At 61.3% G+C, this 17,766-nt stretch carries 14 protein-coding genes; all 14 read right to left on the bottom strand.

What is annotated here, in order from left to right:
- Window positions 1–117: 117 nt before the first annotated feature.
- Complete coding sequence (locus ACTHNE_RS08145) at window positions 118–828, bottom strand: PP2C family protein-serine/threonine phosphatase (protein WP_324947540.1); 711 nt, start codon at window positions 826–828, stop codon at window positions 118–120.
- Window positions 825–2,384 carry a type VI secretion system-associated protein TagF gene (gene tagF, locus ACTHNE_RS08150; RefSeq protein ID WP_440268988.1) on the bottom strand — a complete coding sequence of 520 codons (1,560 nt, stop codon included), beginning with the start codon at window positions 2,382–2,384 and terminating at the stop codon, window positions 825–827. Before tagF ends, ACTHNE_RS08145 begins: the two co-directional genes overlap by 4 nt.
- 6 nt (window positions 2,385–2,390) lie before the next feature.
- Window positions 2,391–5,927 (bottom strand): type VI secretion system membrane subunit TssM, encoded by a 3,537-nt coding sequence (gene tssM / locus ACTHNE_RS08155; protein WP_440269000.1) that lies wholly within the window; start codon window positions 5,925–5,927, stop codon window positions 2,391–2,393.
- Entirely contained in the window at window positions 5,923–7,215 is a 1,293-nt protein-coding gene (gene icmH, locus ACTHNE_RS08160) for a type IVB secretion system protein IcmH/DotU (protein ID WP_440269001.1), read from the bottom strand. The genes tssM and icmH overlap by 5 nt, the downstream gene beginning before the upstream one ends.
- Before the next feature lie 145 nt (window positions 7,216–7,360).
- Window positions 7,361–8,704, bottom strand: a complete 1,344-nt coding sequence (gene tssK, locus ACTHNE_RS08165) for a type VI secretion system baseplate subunit TssK (protein WP_440268989.1) — start codon at window positions 8,702–8,704, stop codon at window positions 7,361–7,363.
- A gap of 107 nt (window positions 8,705–8,811) precedes the next feature.
- Window positions 8,812–10,161 (bottom strand): type VI secretion system-associated FHA domain protein TagH, encoded by a 1,350-nt coding sequence (gene tagH, locus ACTHNE_RS08170; RefSeq protein ID WP_440268990.1) that lies wholly within the window; start codon window positions 10,159–10,161, stop codon window positions 8,812–8,814.
- A gap of 12 nt (window positions 10,162–10,173) precedes the next feature.
- Complete coding sequence (locus tag ACTHNE_RS08175) at window positions 10,174–10,716, bottom strand: DUF6931 family protein (RefSeq protein ID WP_324938657.1); 543 nt, start codon at window positions 10,714–10,716, stop codon at window positions 10,174–10,176.
- Window positions 10,717–10,780: 64 nt separating this feature from the next.
- Complete coding sequence (locus ACTHNE_RS08180; protein ID WP_324938655.1) at window positions 10,781–12,733, bottom strand: type VI secretion system Vgr family protein; 1,953 nt, start codon at window positions 12,731–12,733, stop codon at window positions 10,781–10,783.
- A 316-nt stretch (window positions 12,734–13,049) separates the two neighbouring features.
- Complete coding sequence (locus tag ACTHNE_RS08185) at window positions 13,050–13,658, bottom strand: glycoside hydrolase family 73 protein (protein ID WP_440268991.1); 609 nt, start codon at window positions 13,656–13,658, stop codon at window positions 13,050–13,052.
- Window positions 13,659–13,671: 13 nt separating this feature from the next.
- Window positions 13,672–14,328 carry a hypothetical protein gene (locus ACTHNE_RS08190; protein WP_324946989.1) on the bottom strand — a complete coding sequence of 219 codons (657 nt, stop codon included), beginning with the start codon at window positions 14,326–14,328 and terminating at the stop codon, window positions 13,672–13,674.
- A 54-nt stretch (window positions 14,329–14,382) separates the two neighbouring features.
- Window positions 14,383–15,660, bottom strand: a complete 1,278-nt coding sequence (locus ACTHNE_RS08195) for a tetratricopeptide repeat protein (protein ID WP_324946991.1) — start codon at window positions 15,658–15,660, stop codon at window positions 14,383–14,385.
- Between the two features lie 101 nt (window positions 15,661–15,761).
- Window positions 15,762–16,925 (bottom strand): lipase family protein, encoded by a 1,164-nt coding sequence (locus tag ACTHNE_RS08200; protein WP_324946993.1) that lies wholly within the window; start codon window positions 16,923–16,925, stop codon window positions 15,762–15,764.
- Window positions 16,926–16,963: 38 nt separating this feature from the next.
- A complete protein-coding gene (locus tag ACTHNE_RS08205) occupies window positions 16,964–17,365 on the bottom strand; it encodes a DUF6795 domain-containing protein (RefSeq protein WP_324946995.1) in 402 nt (133 codons plus the stop codon).
- Window positions 17,366–17,471: 106 nt separating this feature from the next.
- Window positions 17,472–17,738, bottom strand: coding sequence for a hypothetical protein (locus ACTHNE_RS08210; RefSeq protein WP_324946997.1), 267 nt, complete (start codon window positions 17,736–17,738; stop codon window positions 17,472–17,474).
- Window positions 17,739–17,766: the final 28 nt, after the last annotated feature.

The following is a 17,766-nucleotide window of genomic DNA, read 5'->3' on the forward strand; positions in this document are numbered from 1 at the left end:
AAGGCTCGCCTGTATTTGTGTGTTTTCGGGCAAGCCTTTTCCCTTCACCCCTACCCTCTCCCCGGAGGGGAGAGGGGGCTGTTTCGGCACAATTGAACAAGTCATAGACATCAACACCTAATCCTTCAACCGCACGATCACGGCAGAAATATTGTCGCGACCGGCGCGATTCAAAGACAGCTCGAACAACCTCGCCAGCAATATCTGCGGATCGGCATGCGCGCGGCATTCCGCGTCCAGCTCTGCATCCGACAGTTCCTTGTTGACGCCATCGGTGCAAAGCAGAAACGCCATGCCTGGGCGACTGCCGGCCACCACCCAATCCACGTACAACGTTTCTTCCGCACCGATCGCACGCGTGAGCACGCCTGCACCCGCCGGTTGCGCCTGGCCGATCTGGGTTACATCGTTTTTCAGGCCATGCACGTGATCGCGCGTGATCTGCTGCAGGCGGCCGTCTTCGAAGCAATACGCGCGGCTGTCGCCGACCCAGCCGCACAGCATGAAATCCTTGTCGTGCACCAGCACCACCACGGTGGAACCGATCACGTCCACGTTGCGTTCCTGCGCGGTGCGGCGCAGGTCGGCGTTGACCTGCACCAGCGTGTCTTCGATCGATTCGACGAAATCGAACACGCTGCCCGGGCGCGGCAGCGCGCGCAGGCGTTCCACGATCATGTTGCTGGCATAGTCGCCGGCGGAGTGGCCGCCCAGGCCATCGGCCACCACCCACATGCCGACGTCTTCGCGCACCAGCACCGCGTCTTCGTTGTGCGCGCGAACCTTGCCGGTGTCGGTATGGCCGACGGATTCGTAGCGTAGCGTCATGCAGTCACCTCGATCACGGCCAGCGGCCAGTGCGCCGGTTCGCTGCCCAGCCCGGCGGCGTCGGCGATGCGCGCACGCGCGTCGTCGCAGGAAGGCATCGCCAGTGCTCGTGCGTACACATCGGGCGGCAGCTGCACCAGGCTTTGCGTCACTACCAGCAGCAGGCGATCGCCCTCTTCCACCGCGCACACCACTTCATCGCACAAGGGTTCGGTCGGGCCGCCCAGGCCGGAGGCCACCGGTGCGGCGCGCGTAAACAGCAAATCGTCGAATTCGCCGCCGAGGGCATTGCCTTGTTCCGTCGCCGCAGGGCCGGTGGCGAACAGCGGCTGCAGGCTGCCACGGCGCCAGTGCCATGCAGACGCCGTGCCGATGCGCAGCAGGTTGGCCCAGCGCTGGGTAATGCGCACGGCGATTACCGAACCGTCTTCGGGAATGGGATTGATCAGGTCTTCGCTGCGTTCGCGCAACGAGGGATGCAATGCAAGCAGGCGTTGGCGCAGCGTCTGCAGACCGCCATTGAGATGATCCGCCTCCAGTTCGTGCGCTACCTTGCTGGCGGCGGCAGCAGCCTGGCGGCGCGGATCGGGACTGCCTTCATCGGCGGCGACCAGCGCCAACGCAACATCGCCGCGATACACCGTGGCGGCGCTGCTGCCGTTTACCTTCGTTTCGGTTTCGCTCGTCGTGCCGGACGCCACTGCCATCGATACCGATGGCGTGAGATCGGCAAACAGTTCGCTCAAGTCATCCGGCAGCACGTTGCGCGGCGCCGGCGCGGCGACGTGCGGCGCCACCGAGACATGCGCGGCATGCGGATGCGCGTGCGCCGGCGTTTCGAACACGCCCAGCGACTGCCAGCCTTCATCGGCGTGGCGCGCATCGAGAAAACCCGCATACGCCGAAGGCTGCGGCAGGCCGCGCGTCACCAGCACGCTGGGCGGCACGTGGCCGGCGCCTTGCGTCCACCACAAACACCAGCCGCTGCCGCTGGCGCTGACGCGGTTCCACAGATCGGCAAGAAATTCGCCGTCCGTGCGCACGCGCGGCAACGGCAACCGCCACTGCATCGCGTTGTACCAGGCGACATGCTCCACGCCGTGCACATGCGTGTGATTGGGCGTCATCATCGGCATGTCGGCCAGCGCGAGCAGTTGCGCATCGAACGCTTCCACACTCAGCGCCTGGGCTTGCGCGCATGTATGCGCGTGCTCGATCGCGCCGAACCAGGCATCACCGTCGCGCACCATGCCCCAGGCATCATCCAGCGGCGTGGCGATCACCATCGGAAAGCTGCGGCCGACGCGATCGTTGGCCGGCCCCATCACGCCTACCCACGCCGCACTGGTGCACACGCCCGGCGACAACACGAAACGCCACGTCGGGCTGCTGCGATACGCGTGCTGCCAGGCATCGCCCAGCGCGAGCTTGCTTTCGTTTACCGCGCGCTCGAAATGCTGGTCCCAGGCGTCGACGAACGGCGACGGCAAGCGCCGCTGGACGAAATCGCCCGCGCCTGGAAGTTTGCCGAAGAAACCCGCCGCCCCTGTCGCCATGCTCGACTAACCTCCGCACCGGAAACGCTGCACGGCGTTATTGAGGAAGGGGTTCTTCAGGTTATCGGCCTGCACGGTGAGCTTGGCGACGTGGCCGCCGAAGTTGAAGCTGGCCAGATAACGCAAGTCCGATTGCCGCTGCAGGTTGGCGGCCTGCAGCGCGTGGAAGAACGCCCAGTCGCCCTGGTAGTCGAAGGTGCTGAGCAGATTGCCGCTGGTATCCCACGCGGAAATCGTCACATGGCCGGGCTGCGGACCAGGCCACTTCATGCCGGCGCTGCTCACGCCGCCGGGCTGGTATTCGAACTTCTGCCCATCGACGGTCATGGCGAACTTGCCGATGCCCGCATCCAGCGATGGCGCCACCAGGGTGAAATCCACTTCCGGCGTGGCACCATTGTTGCGGAAATACATCTGCTTGATGGCGTCGGCCAGTTGCATCTGCGCCAGCATGCCGGGCGAACCGCTGACCGCGCCGGGGCCGCTCTTCCATTTCCAGGTGGCGCCGCTGGCGTCGACCAATTTATCCAGCGTCTGCTTGTAGAAGCTGTCGAAGCGGCCGCCGTAGCCGAACAGCTCGCCGAAGTTCTGCACCGGAATATCCGACGCGCTGTTCGGCGAGAACGGAAAACGTCCGCGCGTAAAACTGCCGCAATCCTTGGCCACCGCCTGCTGGAAGGCATCGCCCAGGGCGCCGGAGGTGCCGGTGGCGACCAGCGCTTCGCTCTTGCCGGTCAAGGCGGCGACCCAGCCGGTTACGGGCTGCGGCAACTGCGCGGCTTCCTGCTGCGCCATCAGCAATTGCGGATTCGGCTGGCCAGCGGCATTGCTGAAATCGCTCATGGTCAGCAAGGTCTTGCTGAGCTGGTCGAGCACGCTCAGCGTGTGATCGATCGGCGTGCTGCCCGGCGCGCCTTCGGTCAGTTTGTCGAGCGTATCGAAGTGCGCGCTGATCGCATCGCCCGGCTTGGCGGCGCTCTTCTCGCCACCCTCGCCAGCCTTGACGCCGGCATTGGCCAGCGCGCGCATCACCGCGGTCTGTTCGGCACGCTTTTCGGCGACTTTCTTCAGTGCGCCTTCCGCCTTGTCGGCATCGGTAGCCGGTGGCGCGCGCATCAGATCGTGCGTGTTGTCGCGCACCAGCGCCAGCAGCGATTTCAGCGGCGAGCTGGGACCGGACAGCTTGGCCGCGATCGCGCTGGCGTCCTGGATGTTGGCGATCGGCTGCAGTTGCAGATCGTTGAGCAGGTCGTCCCACACCTTGATGTAGTCGGTCTGGTACAGCGCCAGCACCTGCTGCGCGAGCTTGGCCTGGCCGATGGCATCGATCTTGCCGCTGCCGAACACCCAGTCGTCCTGCGTGAACTGCTTCACCGCCTGTTCGATACCCTTGTTTACCTGCTGCGCGAATGCCAGCTGCGTGTAAAGCGCAGGGATAGGTTCGGACAAAGGTGCACCGCTGCGGCGGCGGAATACATTGCCGAGCAGGCCCAGCTCCTTATCCAGATGCAACGGCGGATTGTCGGCGCTGTCCGCGTCGAGCTTCATGCTGCCGTAGATCAGCGTGGACAGATCCGCCGTGCGCAATGTGCTGCGCGCCTGCTCCACCATCGCATCATCCAGATGGATGGCGCGCAGCTGTCCCGGCTCACCGACCAGCGCGTGGAAATGCTTGTCGAGCGCCTTCTGCAGCACCGAATCTTCCGGGAAAATCTTGCGCCATTCGATATCGGTGAGCGCGACAAGCTGATCGGCATTCTGATGCTGGGGTTCGCCCAGCATCAGGTAACCCTTGAGGTAGTAATACAGCGCTTGCGGATCGCTGGCGCTGCTGGTCAAGCCGGTGCGGAACTGCGAAGCCACACCCGGCAGCAACAGGCCATTGAGTTCGCGCAGGTAGGCACCGTGTACTTCATCGCCGACCGCATGGCCCTGATACAAACCGAAGCGCATCGACAAGGGCACGTCGCCCTTGTATTGCTGCGCCACGTCCTGCACGCCGGACAGACCTTCCAGGCGCGACAGCACGCGCGCGAAATAATCCTTCTGCGAGGTGGCGTCGGACACATCACTGGTGGCCGGATACCCCTTCAGCGCATCGCTCACCTGCCCGAGGTAGGTGCTGTTGCGGCTATAGCTTTCGGCAAAGCCGGCCAGCAGCAAGACCGTCACTACCAGCACGCCCAGGTACGAGGCGGCCTGCAGCAAGATCTTCTGCCGTTCCAGCTTGGGATTGGTGCCGGCGAATCCAGATTCGCGGAACAGCACGTCTTTCAACAGGCGTTCCACGAAGAACGTGCGCTGCTGTACGCCGGGCGCGTGCACTTGCGCGGCGTCCAGACCGAAGGTGCGCGCCACCGCCGCCATCATGCGATCGATCGGGGTGCCTTCCTGCGTGCCGGAGGTGAGATACACGCCGCGCAACAACGGCGGCGTGCCGTAGGCATAGCCGGTGAACACGCCTTCGATGAACTGGCGCAGCGTTTCGCGCAAGGCGCCGAGCTGTTGCGGGAAAGAAAGAATCGCCGCGCGCCGGTTCGGATCGCGCTCCGCATGCAACCGGCCAAGAATGCGGGTATGCAGGCGATTCAACAGCAGCTCGAATTCGCTGGCGAACTGTTTCGCGGCCGTGCCGTTCATGGTCTGCTCGACCGGGAACGACATGCCCCACACCTGACTGCGCAGTTCCGGGCTGAGATCGTCGAAGAATTCGCTGAAGCCGGCGATCAGGTCGCACTTGGTCAGCACCATGTACACCGGCACACCGATGCGTAATTCGGTGGCCAGCTCGTCCAGGCGCCGGCGCACCGCCTGCACGTGATCCTGCATGCCATTTTGATCCAGCATAAGCAGGTCGGACATGCTCATCGCAATCAGCACGCCGTTGATCGGCCGGCGCTTGCGGTATTTGCGCAGCAGCTTGAGGAATTCGCTCCACGCTGATGAGTCTGCGGCCTGGTCCGAATCCTGCGTGGTATAGCGGCCGGCGGTATCCAGGAACACTGCCTCGTCGGTAAACCACCAATCGCAATTGCGCGTGCCGCCCACGCCGCGCAGCGCCTGTTTGCCGAAGCGATCGGACAGCGGGAAATTGAGGCCGGAATTCTGCAGCAGCGTAGTTTTTCCCGAACCCGGCGGGCCGATCACCACATACCAGGGCAAGGTGTAGAGATTGCCGCCGCGCTTGCTCTTGCGCAGTGTATCGACCGCCTCCTGGAAGCGGCTTTGCAATTGCGTGCGTTCGGCCGCGCTGCGCTCATCGCGCTCGCCACCGGCCGGCTTGGCATCTTGCGAAGCCAGGTCTCCGGACATCTGCGCCGTCTTGTTGCGCGCACGCAGCTGCGCAACCTGCAGCCAGATCACCCACACCGCAAGAATCACGATGATCAGCACCAACCGCGCCACCGGGCTGGCCAGCGGTTGCGAATCGCCAATGCCTAAATAAGGACCGCCCCACCAGATCAGTACCGACAGCAGCAGGATGCCGACCAACGCGATGAACCAACCGGATTTGAACAACGCCAGGATTTTCACGAGTTCAATTCTCCGGAATGAACATGATTTCCACGCGCCGGTTACGCGTGCGGTTGTCGGGCGTATCGGGCGGCAGCGCAATCGGTTGCGACGAACCTGCGCCGCTGGATTCAATGCGGCCGGGGTTGTCCAGACCCTGCCCCAGAATCTGCGCGACGCTGCGTGCACGCGCGCCGGACAGCTCGAAGTTGTCCTTGTATTTCAGCGAGCGCACCGGTTGGTCATCGGTGTGGCCGACGACGATCACGCGCCCCTGCACTTGGTTGAGCGCCGCGGTGATCTTGTGCAGCAAGGGAATCTGGTCGGCACCCACGTCGACACCGCCGGAGGGGAACATGCCGGTAGCGGCAAGCCGCACCAGCGCCTGACCATCCGGCTTTTCGTCCACGCTGAGCTGACCGGCCTGCTCTTCCGGCGACAGCAATTGCTTGAGGCTCTTGCGTGCAGGCTGCGGCTGATGGGCGTTATCCGGTGGCGTGCCGTTTTCCAGGCCGATGCGTGCGAGCTGCGCACTGATCGGCGAAGACGCATTGTTGAGCCGGGTATAGAAAAACAAAAAAGCGCCAAGCAATATCACCGCTGCCGCTGCTGCGATCACCCACAGCGGCACGTAGCGGATCAACGGATTGCGCCGGTCTTCGATGCCACGCCAATGCGGTGCCAGTTCATCTGCCGGCTTGGCGCGCTGCGCTTGGATGCGACGGTACAGGTCTTCCTGGATATCGGCCAGCTTGGCACGTCCGCCCGATTCGATCTGGTAGCGGCCGGCGAAACCGAGCGCCAGGCAGATGTACATCAGCTCGATCAGGTCGATGTGCTTGGCGAAATCCGCACACAGGCGCTCGAGAATCTGGAAAAACTTTGCGCCGCCGTAGGATTCGCTGTGGAACGTGACCAGCAGGGTTTTCTGCGCCCAGCCGCTGTGCTCGCCCCAGGGCGCATTGAGCACCGCTTCGTCGAGCATGGTGCACAGCACGTAGCGCGCGGCGAGGATCGTCTGTTGCGCAATGTTTGCCGCCTGCGCCAGTTGTTCGAAGCGATGGATCTGCGCCACCGTCTGCTCGCGCAGATGCATCGCATCGGGCTGCACCGCGCTATGGCGCAATTGCACGGCCAACAACAGCAAGGGACTGGCCGCCTGCACCAGCGGGTTGGCGCCACCTTCCAGGAATGCGTTGATTTCCGCGGTGGTGCCATACACCGGTGCGCGCGCTGGCATCGGTGCGGGTGCCGCAGGCGGTGGCGCGGCAGGTGCAGGCGCCGCGCCACGCGGACGCACGATGGTGGCGTCGCGCATATCGTCGTTGGGGCCGTTGGTGCTCATGTCTCAATGCTCCGAACTCGTAGGTTGAGGTGCAAACCCCAACATGCCGTGCACGCCAACATCCCGACGTTGGGGTTTGTATCCCAACCTACGAAATACCGATGCGGGCGCTGATGGCTCATGTTCCGCCCCTGATGGCCCACAGTTGCAGGTCAAGCCCCGCGAATTCCTCGCCGAAGTGGAACGCGATGCCGCCGGACGTCTTCAGCATCCGCCACATCTGCGAGTTCTTGTCGAATTCGAAATACAGAAAGCCGGCGTTGTATGGAATCTGCCGGGGCGCCACCGGCATGGGCGCCACTGCGATGCCCGGCAATTGCAGGTTGACCAGGTCGCGGATCTTTTCCACCGGACCGATCTTCGATTGCGCGGGCAATTGGCGGCGCAAGTCTTCCGACTTCATGTCGGCCTTGGCCGCGAGCACAAACGCCGCGGTGTCGAGCAAGGTGAGATCCGGCACCACCGCCACCCACACGCCGAACTTGCGCTGCTGCAGCGGAATCGGCGTGGCGGTCTGTTCCATTACCGCGCTCAGGCTGTTGCGCAGCGCGACGATCACCGGCTCGAAACATTCGCGCAGCAGTTCGTGCCGATACGGCGGAAACGCCTGCGCGCGCTTGCTGGGCGCGGTGAATGTAGCCAGCTCGCCGGCCATCGATACGGCGATGCGATACAGGTCTTCCGGATGCGCGATCGGCGTGGCGGCCAGATGCGCAATCAGCGGCTGATAGCGGTTCACCACCTGCAGCAGCAGGAAATCCGCAATTTCCGCTGCACCGCCGCGGTCGGTCACCGCGACGCGGCTGGCCAGCGCTTCGCCACGCTGGTGCAGCAGGCCAAGCAATTCGGTAAGAAAGGTCACCAACCGCGGCACTGCCTGGCAGCTTTGCGCGGTGGGCATGAAGGTTTCATCCAGCACCACGCGCCGATCCGCGCGGCATTCCACGATGCGTGCCAGCGGAATATGCGCCAAGCCTTCCATCGGCTGCGACTGCGGCAGTAGGCGACTGCTCATGCCGCCTACTTCCAGTACGGTGAGCCCGTCGACGCTGCCGGACGCATCGCGCACTTCCGCTTCGCGCACGCGAAAACGGAACAGCTTTTCCGACGGCGCTTCCGGACGCCCGCTGTCCGGTTGCGTGGGCGAACGCAATGGCAAGGTGAGATAGACGGTCTGGTCGCGCCAGTTCGGATCCACTTCCAGCGCGGGCGGCAGCGGATCGTCGTTGGGCATGGAAAACGGCGTGCCGTCCGGAAAGATGCCGCGCGCACGCTTGATGCCGAGCTTGCCGATCGCCAGCAAGTCCGCTTCCAGTTCCAGTTCGTGGAAACCCCATGCGTACGGCCGCAAGCCACCGGCGCGCAGCTCGACAAAGCGCTCCATGTAGCGCTCCTGCTGCTGCAAATGCTGGGGCCGCAGGAACAGGCCTTCGCTCCACACCACTTTGTTGTTTTGCGTCATGTATCGGGTCCGTCTACGGTCTTGCAGCTTTTGTAGGTTGGGGTGCAAACCCCAACTTCGTGACGCATGCACGCATGGCGATGTTGGGGTTTGCACCCCAACCTACGTTAGCGATCATGGCGGCGATTCCCCTTCAACCGTGCCAACTGCTCTTCATACGCCCGCGCAAACTCATCCCCGAACAACCTGCGAAAACTATCGTCCGGGTTCTTCATCAAGCCTTCGAAATTGTCGCGATATTTGTCCCAGTAGCGCCCTTTCGCACCGAACGCTGCACGCTTGCCGCCATCCACCTCGTGCTCGTAGCGATCCGGATTGAAATGCATCAGCAACGCTTCGAAACCCGCGCGCACACCGGCCAGCATGGCCATCTGATGGCAGCGAATGTCTTCGAACGCGTCCTGGAACGCAGCGGTACCGGAAAGAAAACCGGGATTGGCGGGGCCGAGGATTTTCTGTACCGCCTCGTCCGTGCCGAGCGAAAACTTCAGCGGGTTGTTTTCCGAACGCTGGATGATCGTGACCGGCAGGCGGAAGGTGTTCTTGATCTCGGCGCGTGCACGCAGCACGTCCATCACGCCATCGACCACGATGCGGAAGATCTGCTCGACATCCGGCGCCAAGGCCGCGCTGGCGATAGGCGCTGCAACGGGTGCCGGCGCCGCAACCGGCGGAGGCGGTGGCGCGGGTGCAACGATCGGCTCCATAACCGGTGGCGGTGCCGGTGCCGGCGCGGGCGGCGCGAAATCGCCGGTGGTCAGGTCCCAGTTTTCCGGCAGCACGTTCGCCTGCCGGCGCACGTCGGTGGTGGGCGGCCGGAAGTGATCGTTGACGCCCGCCGTGTGATTCCAGCTCGGCGCAGGTATCGGCTCGGGCGCCGGCGCGTTGAGCGGCGCATCGAGAAAGCTCAGCGGATCGAGATCGTCGCTGCCCGGCGATGGAATATGCGGCGACGGAATCAAGCTATCGACTGGCGAACGCCGCGGTGACGACGCGGGGTTTTGCGGCAACGGATCGAGGAATCCGAAATCCAGCGGATCGTTGCCGAACGAAAGCGGCGCTGCAGCCGGCGCGGACACGGGCGCCGGCGCCGGCGCGTACTGCGGGATCGGCGCGCTGGGCTGCACGATGGTTTCGCTGTCCTGCTCCATGCGCACGGCGATTTCGAAGGTATCGATCTGCAGGCGATCGCCGTTCTTCAACGCCGCCGGATCGCCGCGCATCAGCGGCGTGCCATTGAGCAGCATGCCGTTGGTGCTGCGATCCTCGATGAAGTAGATGCCGTTGAGAAAGCGCACCATCGCGTGCACGCGCGAAACGCCGGCCGCGCTCAGCACCCAGTCGCAATCTTCCGAGCGCCCGATGCTGCCGTCCTTGCCGTGAAAGCTCTTCTGCGCGCGGCTGCCGAACTGCGCCGCCTGCTGGCCTTGCACTGCGAGGGTGAGTGTCTGTGCCATCTGCTGCCCTGCTTAACGATGCGCGTCTGCGTTTGCGGTGAGCAAGCTCATCGCGCGCTCGATAAACGCAGTGCGCCGTGCCTGGAATTGCTCTTCCACCAGCGCCGCCATCAGGTTGATCGCTGCCACGGTGGCACGCGCGGTGAGATGTTCGGCCGGCGGCACCGGCGTTTCCTGCGTGGCCGGCGCCAGACTGCCGCCTGACCAGCCCGCAGCGGCCGCAAGCCATGCACCCAACGAGCGATAACCACCGGCATTCGCAAATTCGTACGCGGCGCGGCGGTTGTCTTCGTTCGGCTCGCGCACCCACTTTTCGGCCAGCGATGCGCCGGCCTTGTCTTCCAGGCCAAGCGGCTGATCACGCGCGCATTGCAGCAGCCACGCCACCGCGTAGCGCTTGGGCAACAGGCGTGCGAGAAGCTTGAGCGCGTCCTGGGTGTCGCCGGCGTCGAGCAGCGTTTGCACCGCCATCTGCGGCGTCATGTCCGGACGCAGCCTAGCGCTGGCTGGAGCGGACAAACCCATTTGCGTCGAAGCCTGCGTAACCACCGACATGCTCAGGTTCCCCTTTTACCCGATCCCTGTGATTGCCTCTGTCCCACTACCCGGCCGGCGCTGCTCAGCCGATCATGATGATGCCGCCGCCCACCTTCGTCATGGCATCGCCGCCGGCGCTGACCATCGCGCCCTTCACGTTGGTCGCGGCTGCGCCTTCCACATCCACCATGCCATCCGAATGTACTTTCAAGCTGGCGCCGGCGCCGATATCCATCGTCGCCCCCGCCTTGATCCCAACCTGTACCTGCCCCTCCACCTTCACCGAGGAATTGCCGGTGATGGTGATGTTCACGCCGGTGATCTGGATCTCGCCGGAACTCTTCATGATGATACTCGACGAACCGGTGGTCAGCTCGATCTGCGTGCCGGCGGTGAGCTTGAAAACCTTGCCGACGTCGATCGTGTCGTTGTTGCTGATCGTCGCCTTGCGGTCGTTCTTGATGGTGACCGTTTCATCGTGGTCGATGGTCACCACGTGATCGTTCTCGACTTCCTCGTGCATGTCCTTTTGCGCATGCATGAAGAAATCTTCGCTGCCCTTCTTGTCTTCGAAGCGCAGCTCGTTGAAATCCGCCGTGCCGCCGAGCAGGCTGCGGCTCTTGATGCCGCTTTGCGTCTTGTTGTCCGGCAGGCTGTACGGCACCTGGTTGTCGCCGTTGTAGACGCTGCCGATGATCAGCGGGCGATCCGGGTCGCCCTCGAGAAAACTCACCACCACTTCCTGCCCCACGCGCGGGATGCTGATGGCGCCCCAATTCTTGCCGGCCCATGGCGTGGCGACGCGTACCGGGCATGAGCTTTTCGCTTTGGGTTTGTCGGGCTTGTTCCAGTGGAACGTCACCTGCACACGACCGTACTTGTCGACCACGATGTCTTCGTCCGTTTTGCTGCCGCAGACGACGGCGGTTTGCAGGCCGACAATGGTGGGTTTTACGGTCTTGACCTCTTTGCGGAAAGGAATGCGACTTTCCAGCGCACGAAAACGACATTGAAAAGCCAAGGCCCCCCCGTCACCCGACGCATGGCCACCAGCGTGTATATGAGTGCTGGTTCCCGTGATCAGGTACTCCTGATTGAGTTCCTTGCGAGGATATTGACTAAGCGTAAAGAGGTTGCCGATCTGCGCACCAGGTGCTTCTGTCAACCCGCTGTATTGCGACTGCGACGCGGTATGCGCCTCGGCGCGCACGGTGGCATAGTGCTGGCCGACGCCTGCTTCGCTGTGCGCACCGGGAAAATCGAAGACGCTGTATGACTTCTCAGGCTGATGACCATCGCTGGTGTTGGACGAGAGTAACGCTGTTTTGGGCGACAGCGGATTGTAGTCGGTCAACTTGAAGGTGGCCGAATCCATGCCTCGCGTCGCATCGAACATGCCGATGGTCGCTTCCCTTCGCAGCACGCTGTCCACATTCGCGGCATAAGGCACCACTTTGAAATCGCCAGCGGCCGAATGCGCTCCCACCCCATCGGCCAGCACCATGGTGTGCTTGCTCTCATCATGGGTGAAGTAGTAATAGATGCCTTCCTGTTCCATCAGGCGATGGATAAAGCTGAGGCAATCTTCACGATACTGTACACAATAGTCGCGCGAGGCATAGTTTCCGGAGAGGCTCAGCTTTACATCGGTATAGCCCGATTCGGAAAGCAACTGCTTGATGATGTCCGGCACGGTTGCATCGGTAAAAATGCGGCAGTCGACGATCTGCCCAAGCAGCCAAGGCTTTGGCACCAAGGTGACCGAATATTGCGCATACGTAAGCGACTCGATCGTCACCACGCCCGTTTGTGACGCTTCGCACACCATGCCGTTGAAATGGCGTACGTACCCGTCTTCCGTAGTGAGCGTGACCGTCATGGATGAACCAAGCAACGAGGTCAAATCGATGTTCGCGTTCTCGCTTTCGAACTGCACGTGAAAACGAAAGAGCTCACCCAGCTCCTCGTCCGCGCCCATATTGACAAACAGCAGGTTGTCGCATTTGGAGGAAGTGATCGTGATGGGATCCGACATGCGACTACGCTCCTGAAAAAGTTCCGCTGCGAGACTCGTTACCAGGCAACAACCACAGCACCATGCCCTGAAAAAAGCACCCGATCGCTGCTACCGCAACCGGCAACACCGACGAACACTGATACACAAACCGAGCAGCCCCTTTCCCTTTCGCCCGTCCTGTCGCCACGGGCACAATGGGAATCGCCATGTTACTACCACAAGGGGCCGGCGAGGTGACGTCGCGGGGACAAATTGTGTGATTTTCGTAAAGGCCTTCGTATCTATGGCTTTGCATCCTTTCTCCTGAAACATCCGGGTCATGAAACGAATTCTGCTAGGGCACCGGCGGGGTCGAAGGTTGGGACTGCGCCGACTGCGCCGATTGCGCAGCTGCTGCGGCGGCTTCGCGCGCCTGCGCCTCCTTGAGTGCCCGCGTCATCGTCGGTCCTTCAAATACGTGGGCCATATGGTCGGCATAGTGCGGATCGGTCGCGTAATGCCCCTTTTGAAGTGCATCCGCCTCCTTGCGCAAGTTGCCCTTGGTTCCGTTATCAAACAAGCCTGCCGCCGCATAACGTGGGTTATCGCGCAAGAACGCTATGCGATCTTCCAGGCCTTCCTGGTATGACCCGTATACGCGAAAAGGGGAATCCATATATACCTTTTTGCCATTGATGTATTCGGGCACTTTGTACATTCGGGTCGCCCCTTTCCAATCAGGCGAATCCTTGATGTTGAAGATATTGTTGGAACCCGGCAGCACCTTTTGTCCCCATCCGGTTTCTTGCGCCGCCTGCGCCAATATCAGCTCCCAGGACATCCCCGTTTTGGCCGCCACATCGCGAGCCGCAGGATAGAGATTGATGATGAATTGCTCGCTCGCGCCAATCTTGTGCGCATCCTTGGCATTTTTTTTCTTGTGCGCATGTTTTTTCGCGACCATATCTCACTCTCCATCATGGATGCAGATTTTCGGGAACCTCAACCGTGAAACTGGTGGGTTCCTTTCCTGGCGAGTTGTCCCTGTCAGACAGAAGCTCATAACTGCCCTTGATAACGAGCTTGTTTTCGTCAAGCTTGAATCGATCTCCACCTTCATCGACCCATGCCGAATAGGCAGCCGAAACACCAGACACTTGGATGTCACGCATCGCCATGACTGCGCCCGTTGCCCTGTTCAGTTCAACCACTTGCAGCAACGTCTGCGACGACGTTTGCTGCGACTGGGTATCGATTTGGATCAACACATACAATTGGTTGCCCGACGCGACGCAATGCGTCGCCCTGCCCTGATACATATCTTTGGGAATGCGCAACTGCACATGCCATGCAAATCCACCGGTAGCCTTCGAGAGATAGACAACGGGCCTTTCGTTCATGCCATCCTGATCGGATTTGGCGCCCGCCTTGCACAACTGCCCGTGGCCTGCGTCCGTGGTGGCGTAAATATCGACCCCTGCAGGCAGTTTGGCGGACTTGCCAGCATCCTTGTTTTCCTGCACCCGCGACGGAGATGACGCATCCCACGCTGGCGTTGTACCGGAACAACTGGCGCCCCCCATCGATAGAAGGGAGAGCACGGCGATCAAAAAAACAGTACGGGGGTTCTTCATGGATTCATGTCTCTTTGAATTTTTTCATTTGCATGCCAAAAAAAGCTCAACAGGCTATTGCCGCTGTGCCAGCACTACCCATCCAACCACCGGCTGCCCGCACTCCTTGCGCAGCTTATCCGTTGCGATATGCACTAGCGTGAATCCCGCCGCGACCAACGCCCGCTCTGCGTAACGGCGCGTGTGCTGGTAACGACCGCTTGGCGCCAGCTCGACACGGTCATCATGGCCTTCCGCCGCTTCCAGCGAAAAGGCCAACCAGCCGCCAGGACGCAATGCGTGGTGTGCAGCATTGAGCGCATCCTGCAACTCGCCGAAATACACCAGCGTGTCGGCCGAAACTATTACGTCATAGGCATCCGGATGCGCCTGCAGATGGCAGGTGAGCTCGATCACTTCGAGTTCGTCGTAACCGCCGCGCAAGCGTGCCTTTTCGACCATGCCGCCTGAAAGGTCGACACCCACCAGGTGCTTCGCGTATGGACGAAGCAATGGAGCACACAAGCCGGTGCCGCAACCTGCATCCAGCACGTCCAACTCACCAGTCGCGGCGGGAAGGACATCGCCCAAGGCCACCGCAAGAACCTGCGGTGCACGATAATTCAAGTTCTTCAACAACTGTTCGTCGAAGCTGTCGGCAAATTTGTCGAAGATGTCACGTACGTATGCGTCTTCCGCGCGCGACGGCGCTTCTGCTCCACCACAAGCAGCGAGCATGTGGCGCGCAACAGGATGCTCCGGCTCGCGCGCGAGCCAGTCGCGATACACCTGCGCCGCCTCCTCGCGACGTTGGAGTGCATACAGCGAAACGCCCAGCGCCTCAAGCGCACGCAGGTTGTGCGGGTCCAGCGCATAGGCCGTGCGGAAGCACTCCACCGACTGTTCGACGTGTTCCACCTCCCGCGCGTTGTTGCGCAGGAATATCCCCATCAGATAATGCCCTAGGGCAAACTTCGGCGCCTGCCGCAGCAGCTTCGCGTACGCCTCAAACGCTTCTTCCAGGCGCTCCTGCGCCTCCAGCACCACGGCAAGATTATTCTGCGCGTTGTAATGTTGCGGCCCACACGCCAGCGCTTTGCGGTAGCAGCGCTCCGCATCAGCGAAACGCCCACATTCTTTGTGGATGTTGCCAAGGTTGTTATGCGCATCTGGATGCTTTGGCGTGATCTTCAAAGACGCCTCGATCAAGCGCACACCTTCGTCGCTCCGTCCGCGCTGATGGCAAAGCACGCCCAGGTAGTGCATGGCATCGGGCTGTGCTGCACGCAATTCCAGTACTTCGCGGTAGAGGCGTTCGGCGGCGTCCAGGTCATGGGCCCGATGGGATTGCATGGCCTGCTTCAAGACGGCGCGATAATCCGTCGCCGCTGTCACAGCAACGGACCGGCGATTAGACATAGGCGAAGAATGTTTGTTCACACCCATCACACAGATTAGGAAAACATGTCCAGCGCGCGCCTTGCCATCGAGGAAAGGAAGCGGAACAGCAAGCCAAGCACGTATTCGACGAACGCCACGGTGATCTCGACCGTTGCAACCACGGCGCGCCCCATGAACCGCATTGCTGCCGACAGCAAATTGCGCACGGCTTCTGCCAGACGGATGGATTGCAACGCACCGCTGTAAAGCAGGCGGGCAAGCGTATCGAGCACCGTTGTACCGGCAAACAGGGCCGTGCCGATTCCCGCGCCCACCGCATGGCCCACTTGCTTCAGGATCCAATCCAGCGCGGACAAGATCAACTGCAGTGCAGCGGCCGAGCGCATGATGAAAGGCCCGCTATCTTTCGCCGCATTCGCAAGCCACTCGCTCGCCTTTTCGAAGCTGCTATGCCTGGGCAGGATCACCGGCAGCGAAGACCAGGTGCAGCCCGCCACGGACTTTTCGTATGCATTTGGCATCGAGTGCGCGGGCACGCTTATCAACGTACCCGATCCCTTCAAACGATAAGCATTGCTTCCATAGGGCACATGAAAATACGGAAAGAGCGGTATCATGGGCACCGGGTCGGTATCGTGATAAACGCGATAGATATCGTCCTCACCCAGGCGCGAGGTCAAATACTCTGCATGCGCCTCGAGACCACAGCGAGGGGCGCCGAATGTATACAAGCGCACCTTGCAGCCGATGCCGCTCAGGCTATCGGCAATCAATGTCGCCATCGCCCCGCCCAGACTATGGCCCACCACGTGCAACGCAGATGGAGTGCGTCCTCGCAGTTGCCGTGCCACTTGCGGCAGCACCGATTGAGCCGCACGCCAAAAGCCGGTATGAACAATGTAGCCACTTGGACCGGTGATGCCTCCCATCCGGAAGTTGCTCAACCAGTCATACACACTCGTCGGATGAGTGCCACGCACTGCAATAAGACATTCGCCCTGGCGCGCCCCTTGGCCCCAAGCCGTAAAACCGAAGCCCATGCGCTTCTGTATCCCCACCCCGGTAACGCCCGTCAAGCGAACACCGCCAGGAATATCGAAAGTGTGGCTAATGCTAGGCGCGGCATCTCCCGCTGCGTCCATGTCATCCGACAAACGCAATATGTACGTACTCGTGGCAATTTCCGCTGCCTGAATCGGTGAAAGTTCCGTAGCCATCCGACGTCATCCCCTGAGAGTATTGATTTGTATACGCGTCACACTGCCTTGCAGATTCCGAAATGCTTACCTTCATGCTCTGGTGGACGAGTCAGCTCGCAAACCAGATTCATCGGCCGGCCGTCAAGCTCAGAGTTGTTGTCATAGGAGCCTTTGCCGTAACGCCAAGCGATGTATTCGACCCCTTGATATCGAATCACAATGGTCTGCAACATCATGGGCTGAGCTGGAATCATTCGAAGCAAGCCTGCACTGCGTTCGATCTTCGGAAATCCAAATACGCCTTTCGCGTCAGTCACGGCACGTTGTTCTGGGTTTTTCTCCTCATTCTCCGACCACAGCACTTTCTGAATAAGCTCAGCACCTTCCACGGGCTTGCCGTCCTTCAACACCGTGCCATGCACCTCGGAAAACAAAACCACACGATCGAACACGCCCATCGCACATCCCTCTGATAAACCGGACAACGAAAACACCAAAACGATAAGGAAAATTTTCCAAAGCGAACGCGATATCACTCTGTGTTTTTGCATCGCAGTTCGCCCTTCAACGAATCACTAGCAAGTAAATCGAATAGACCAGCGCGGCGAACAGGGCGGCGGGCATGGTCATGAATGTGAACCAGCCACCTACGAACATCATATAAAGCAGCCTTCCCACATCCCTTCCCGCGATCACGCATGGATTCACACTTCCTTCGTTCAACTCGCACTTCGCCCAATTGGCGATGACACCAGCCAGCATGGCGATCAACACAGGTAGCACACCAAGAAAGGCAATCACCAGATAAACCAACCATGGTCTTACATGCATGCCATGCCCCACTCGCCGCTCTGTTTCA

It is taken from the genome of Dyella sp., assembly GCF_051954575.1.
GTDB lineage: Bacteria > Pseudomonadota > Gammaproteobacteria > Xanthomonadales > Rhodanobacteraceae > Dyella_B.

Coding starts and splice junctions, on each gene's coding strand:
- ACTHNE_RS08205 (WP_324946995.1), bottom strand. CDS start 17,365: ATGGGCGTGTTCGATCGTGTGGTTTTGTTTTCCGAGGTGCATGGCACG.
- icmH (WP_440269001.1), bottom strand. CDS start 7,215: ATGCGCGACGCCACCATCGTGCGTCCGCGTGGCGCGGCGCCTGCACCT.
- ACTHNE_RS08195 (WP_324946991.1), bottom strand. CDS start 15,660: ATGCAATCCCATCGGGCCCATGACCTGGACGCCGCCGAACGCCTCTAC.
- ACTHNE_RS08180 (WP_324938655.1), bottom strand. CDS start 12,733: ATGTCGGATCCCATCACGATCACTTCCTCCAAATGCGACAACCTGCTG.
- tssK (WP_440268989.1), bottom strand. CDS start 8,704: ATGACGCAAAACAACAAAGTGGTGTGGAGCGAAGGCCTGTTCCTGCGG.
- ACTHNE_RS08185 (WP_440268991.1), bottom strand. CDS start 13,658: ATGGTCGCGAAAAAACATGCGCACAAGAAAAAAAATGCCAAGGATGCG.
- ACTHNE_RS08200 (WP_324946993.1), bottom strand. CDS start 16,925: ATGGCTACGGAACTTTCACCGATTCAGGCAGCGGAAATTGCCACGAGT.
- tagH (WP_440268990.1), bottom strand. CDS start 10,161: ATGGCACAGACACTCACCCTCGCAGTGCAAGGCCAGCAGGCGGCGCAG.
- ACTHNE_RS08190 (WP_324946989.1), bottom strand. CDS start 14,328: ATGAAGAACCCCCGTACTGTTTTTTTGATCGCCGTGCTCTCCCTTCTA.
- tagF (WP_440268988.1), bottom strand. CDS start 2,384: ATGGCGACAGGGGCGGCGGGTTTCTTCGGCAAACTTCCAGGCGCGGGC.
- ACTHNE_RS08210 (WP_324946997.1), bottom strand. CDS start 17,738: ATGCATGTAAGACCATGGTTGGTTTATCTGGTGATTGCCTTTCTTGGT.
- ACTHNE_RS08175 (WP_324938657.1), bottom strand. CDS start 10,716: ATGTCGGTGGTTACGCAGGCTTCGACGCAAATGGGTTTGTCCGCTCCA.
- ACTHNE_RS08145 (WP_324947540.1), bottom strand. CDS start 828: ATGACGCTACGCTACGAATCCGTCGGCCATACCGACACCGGCAAGGTT.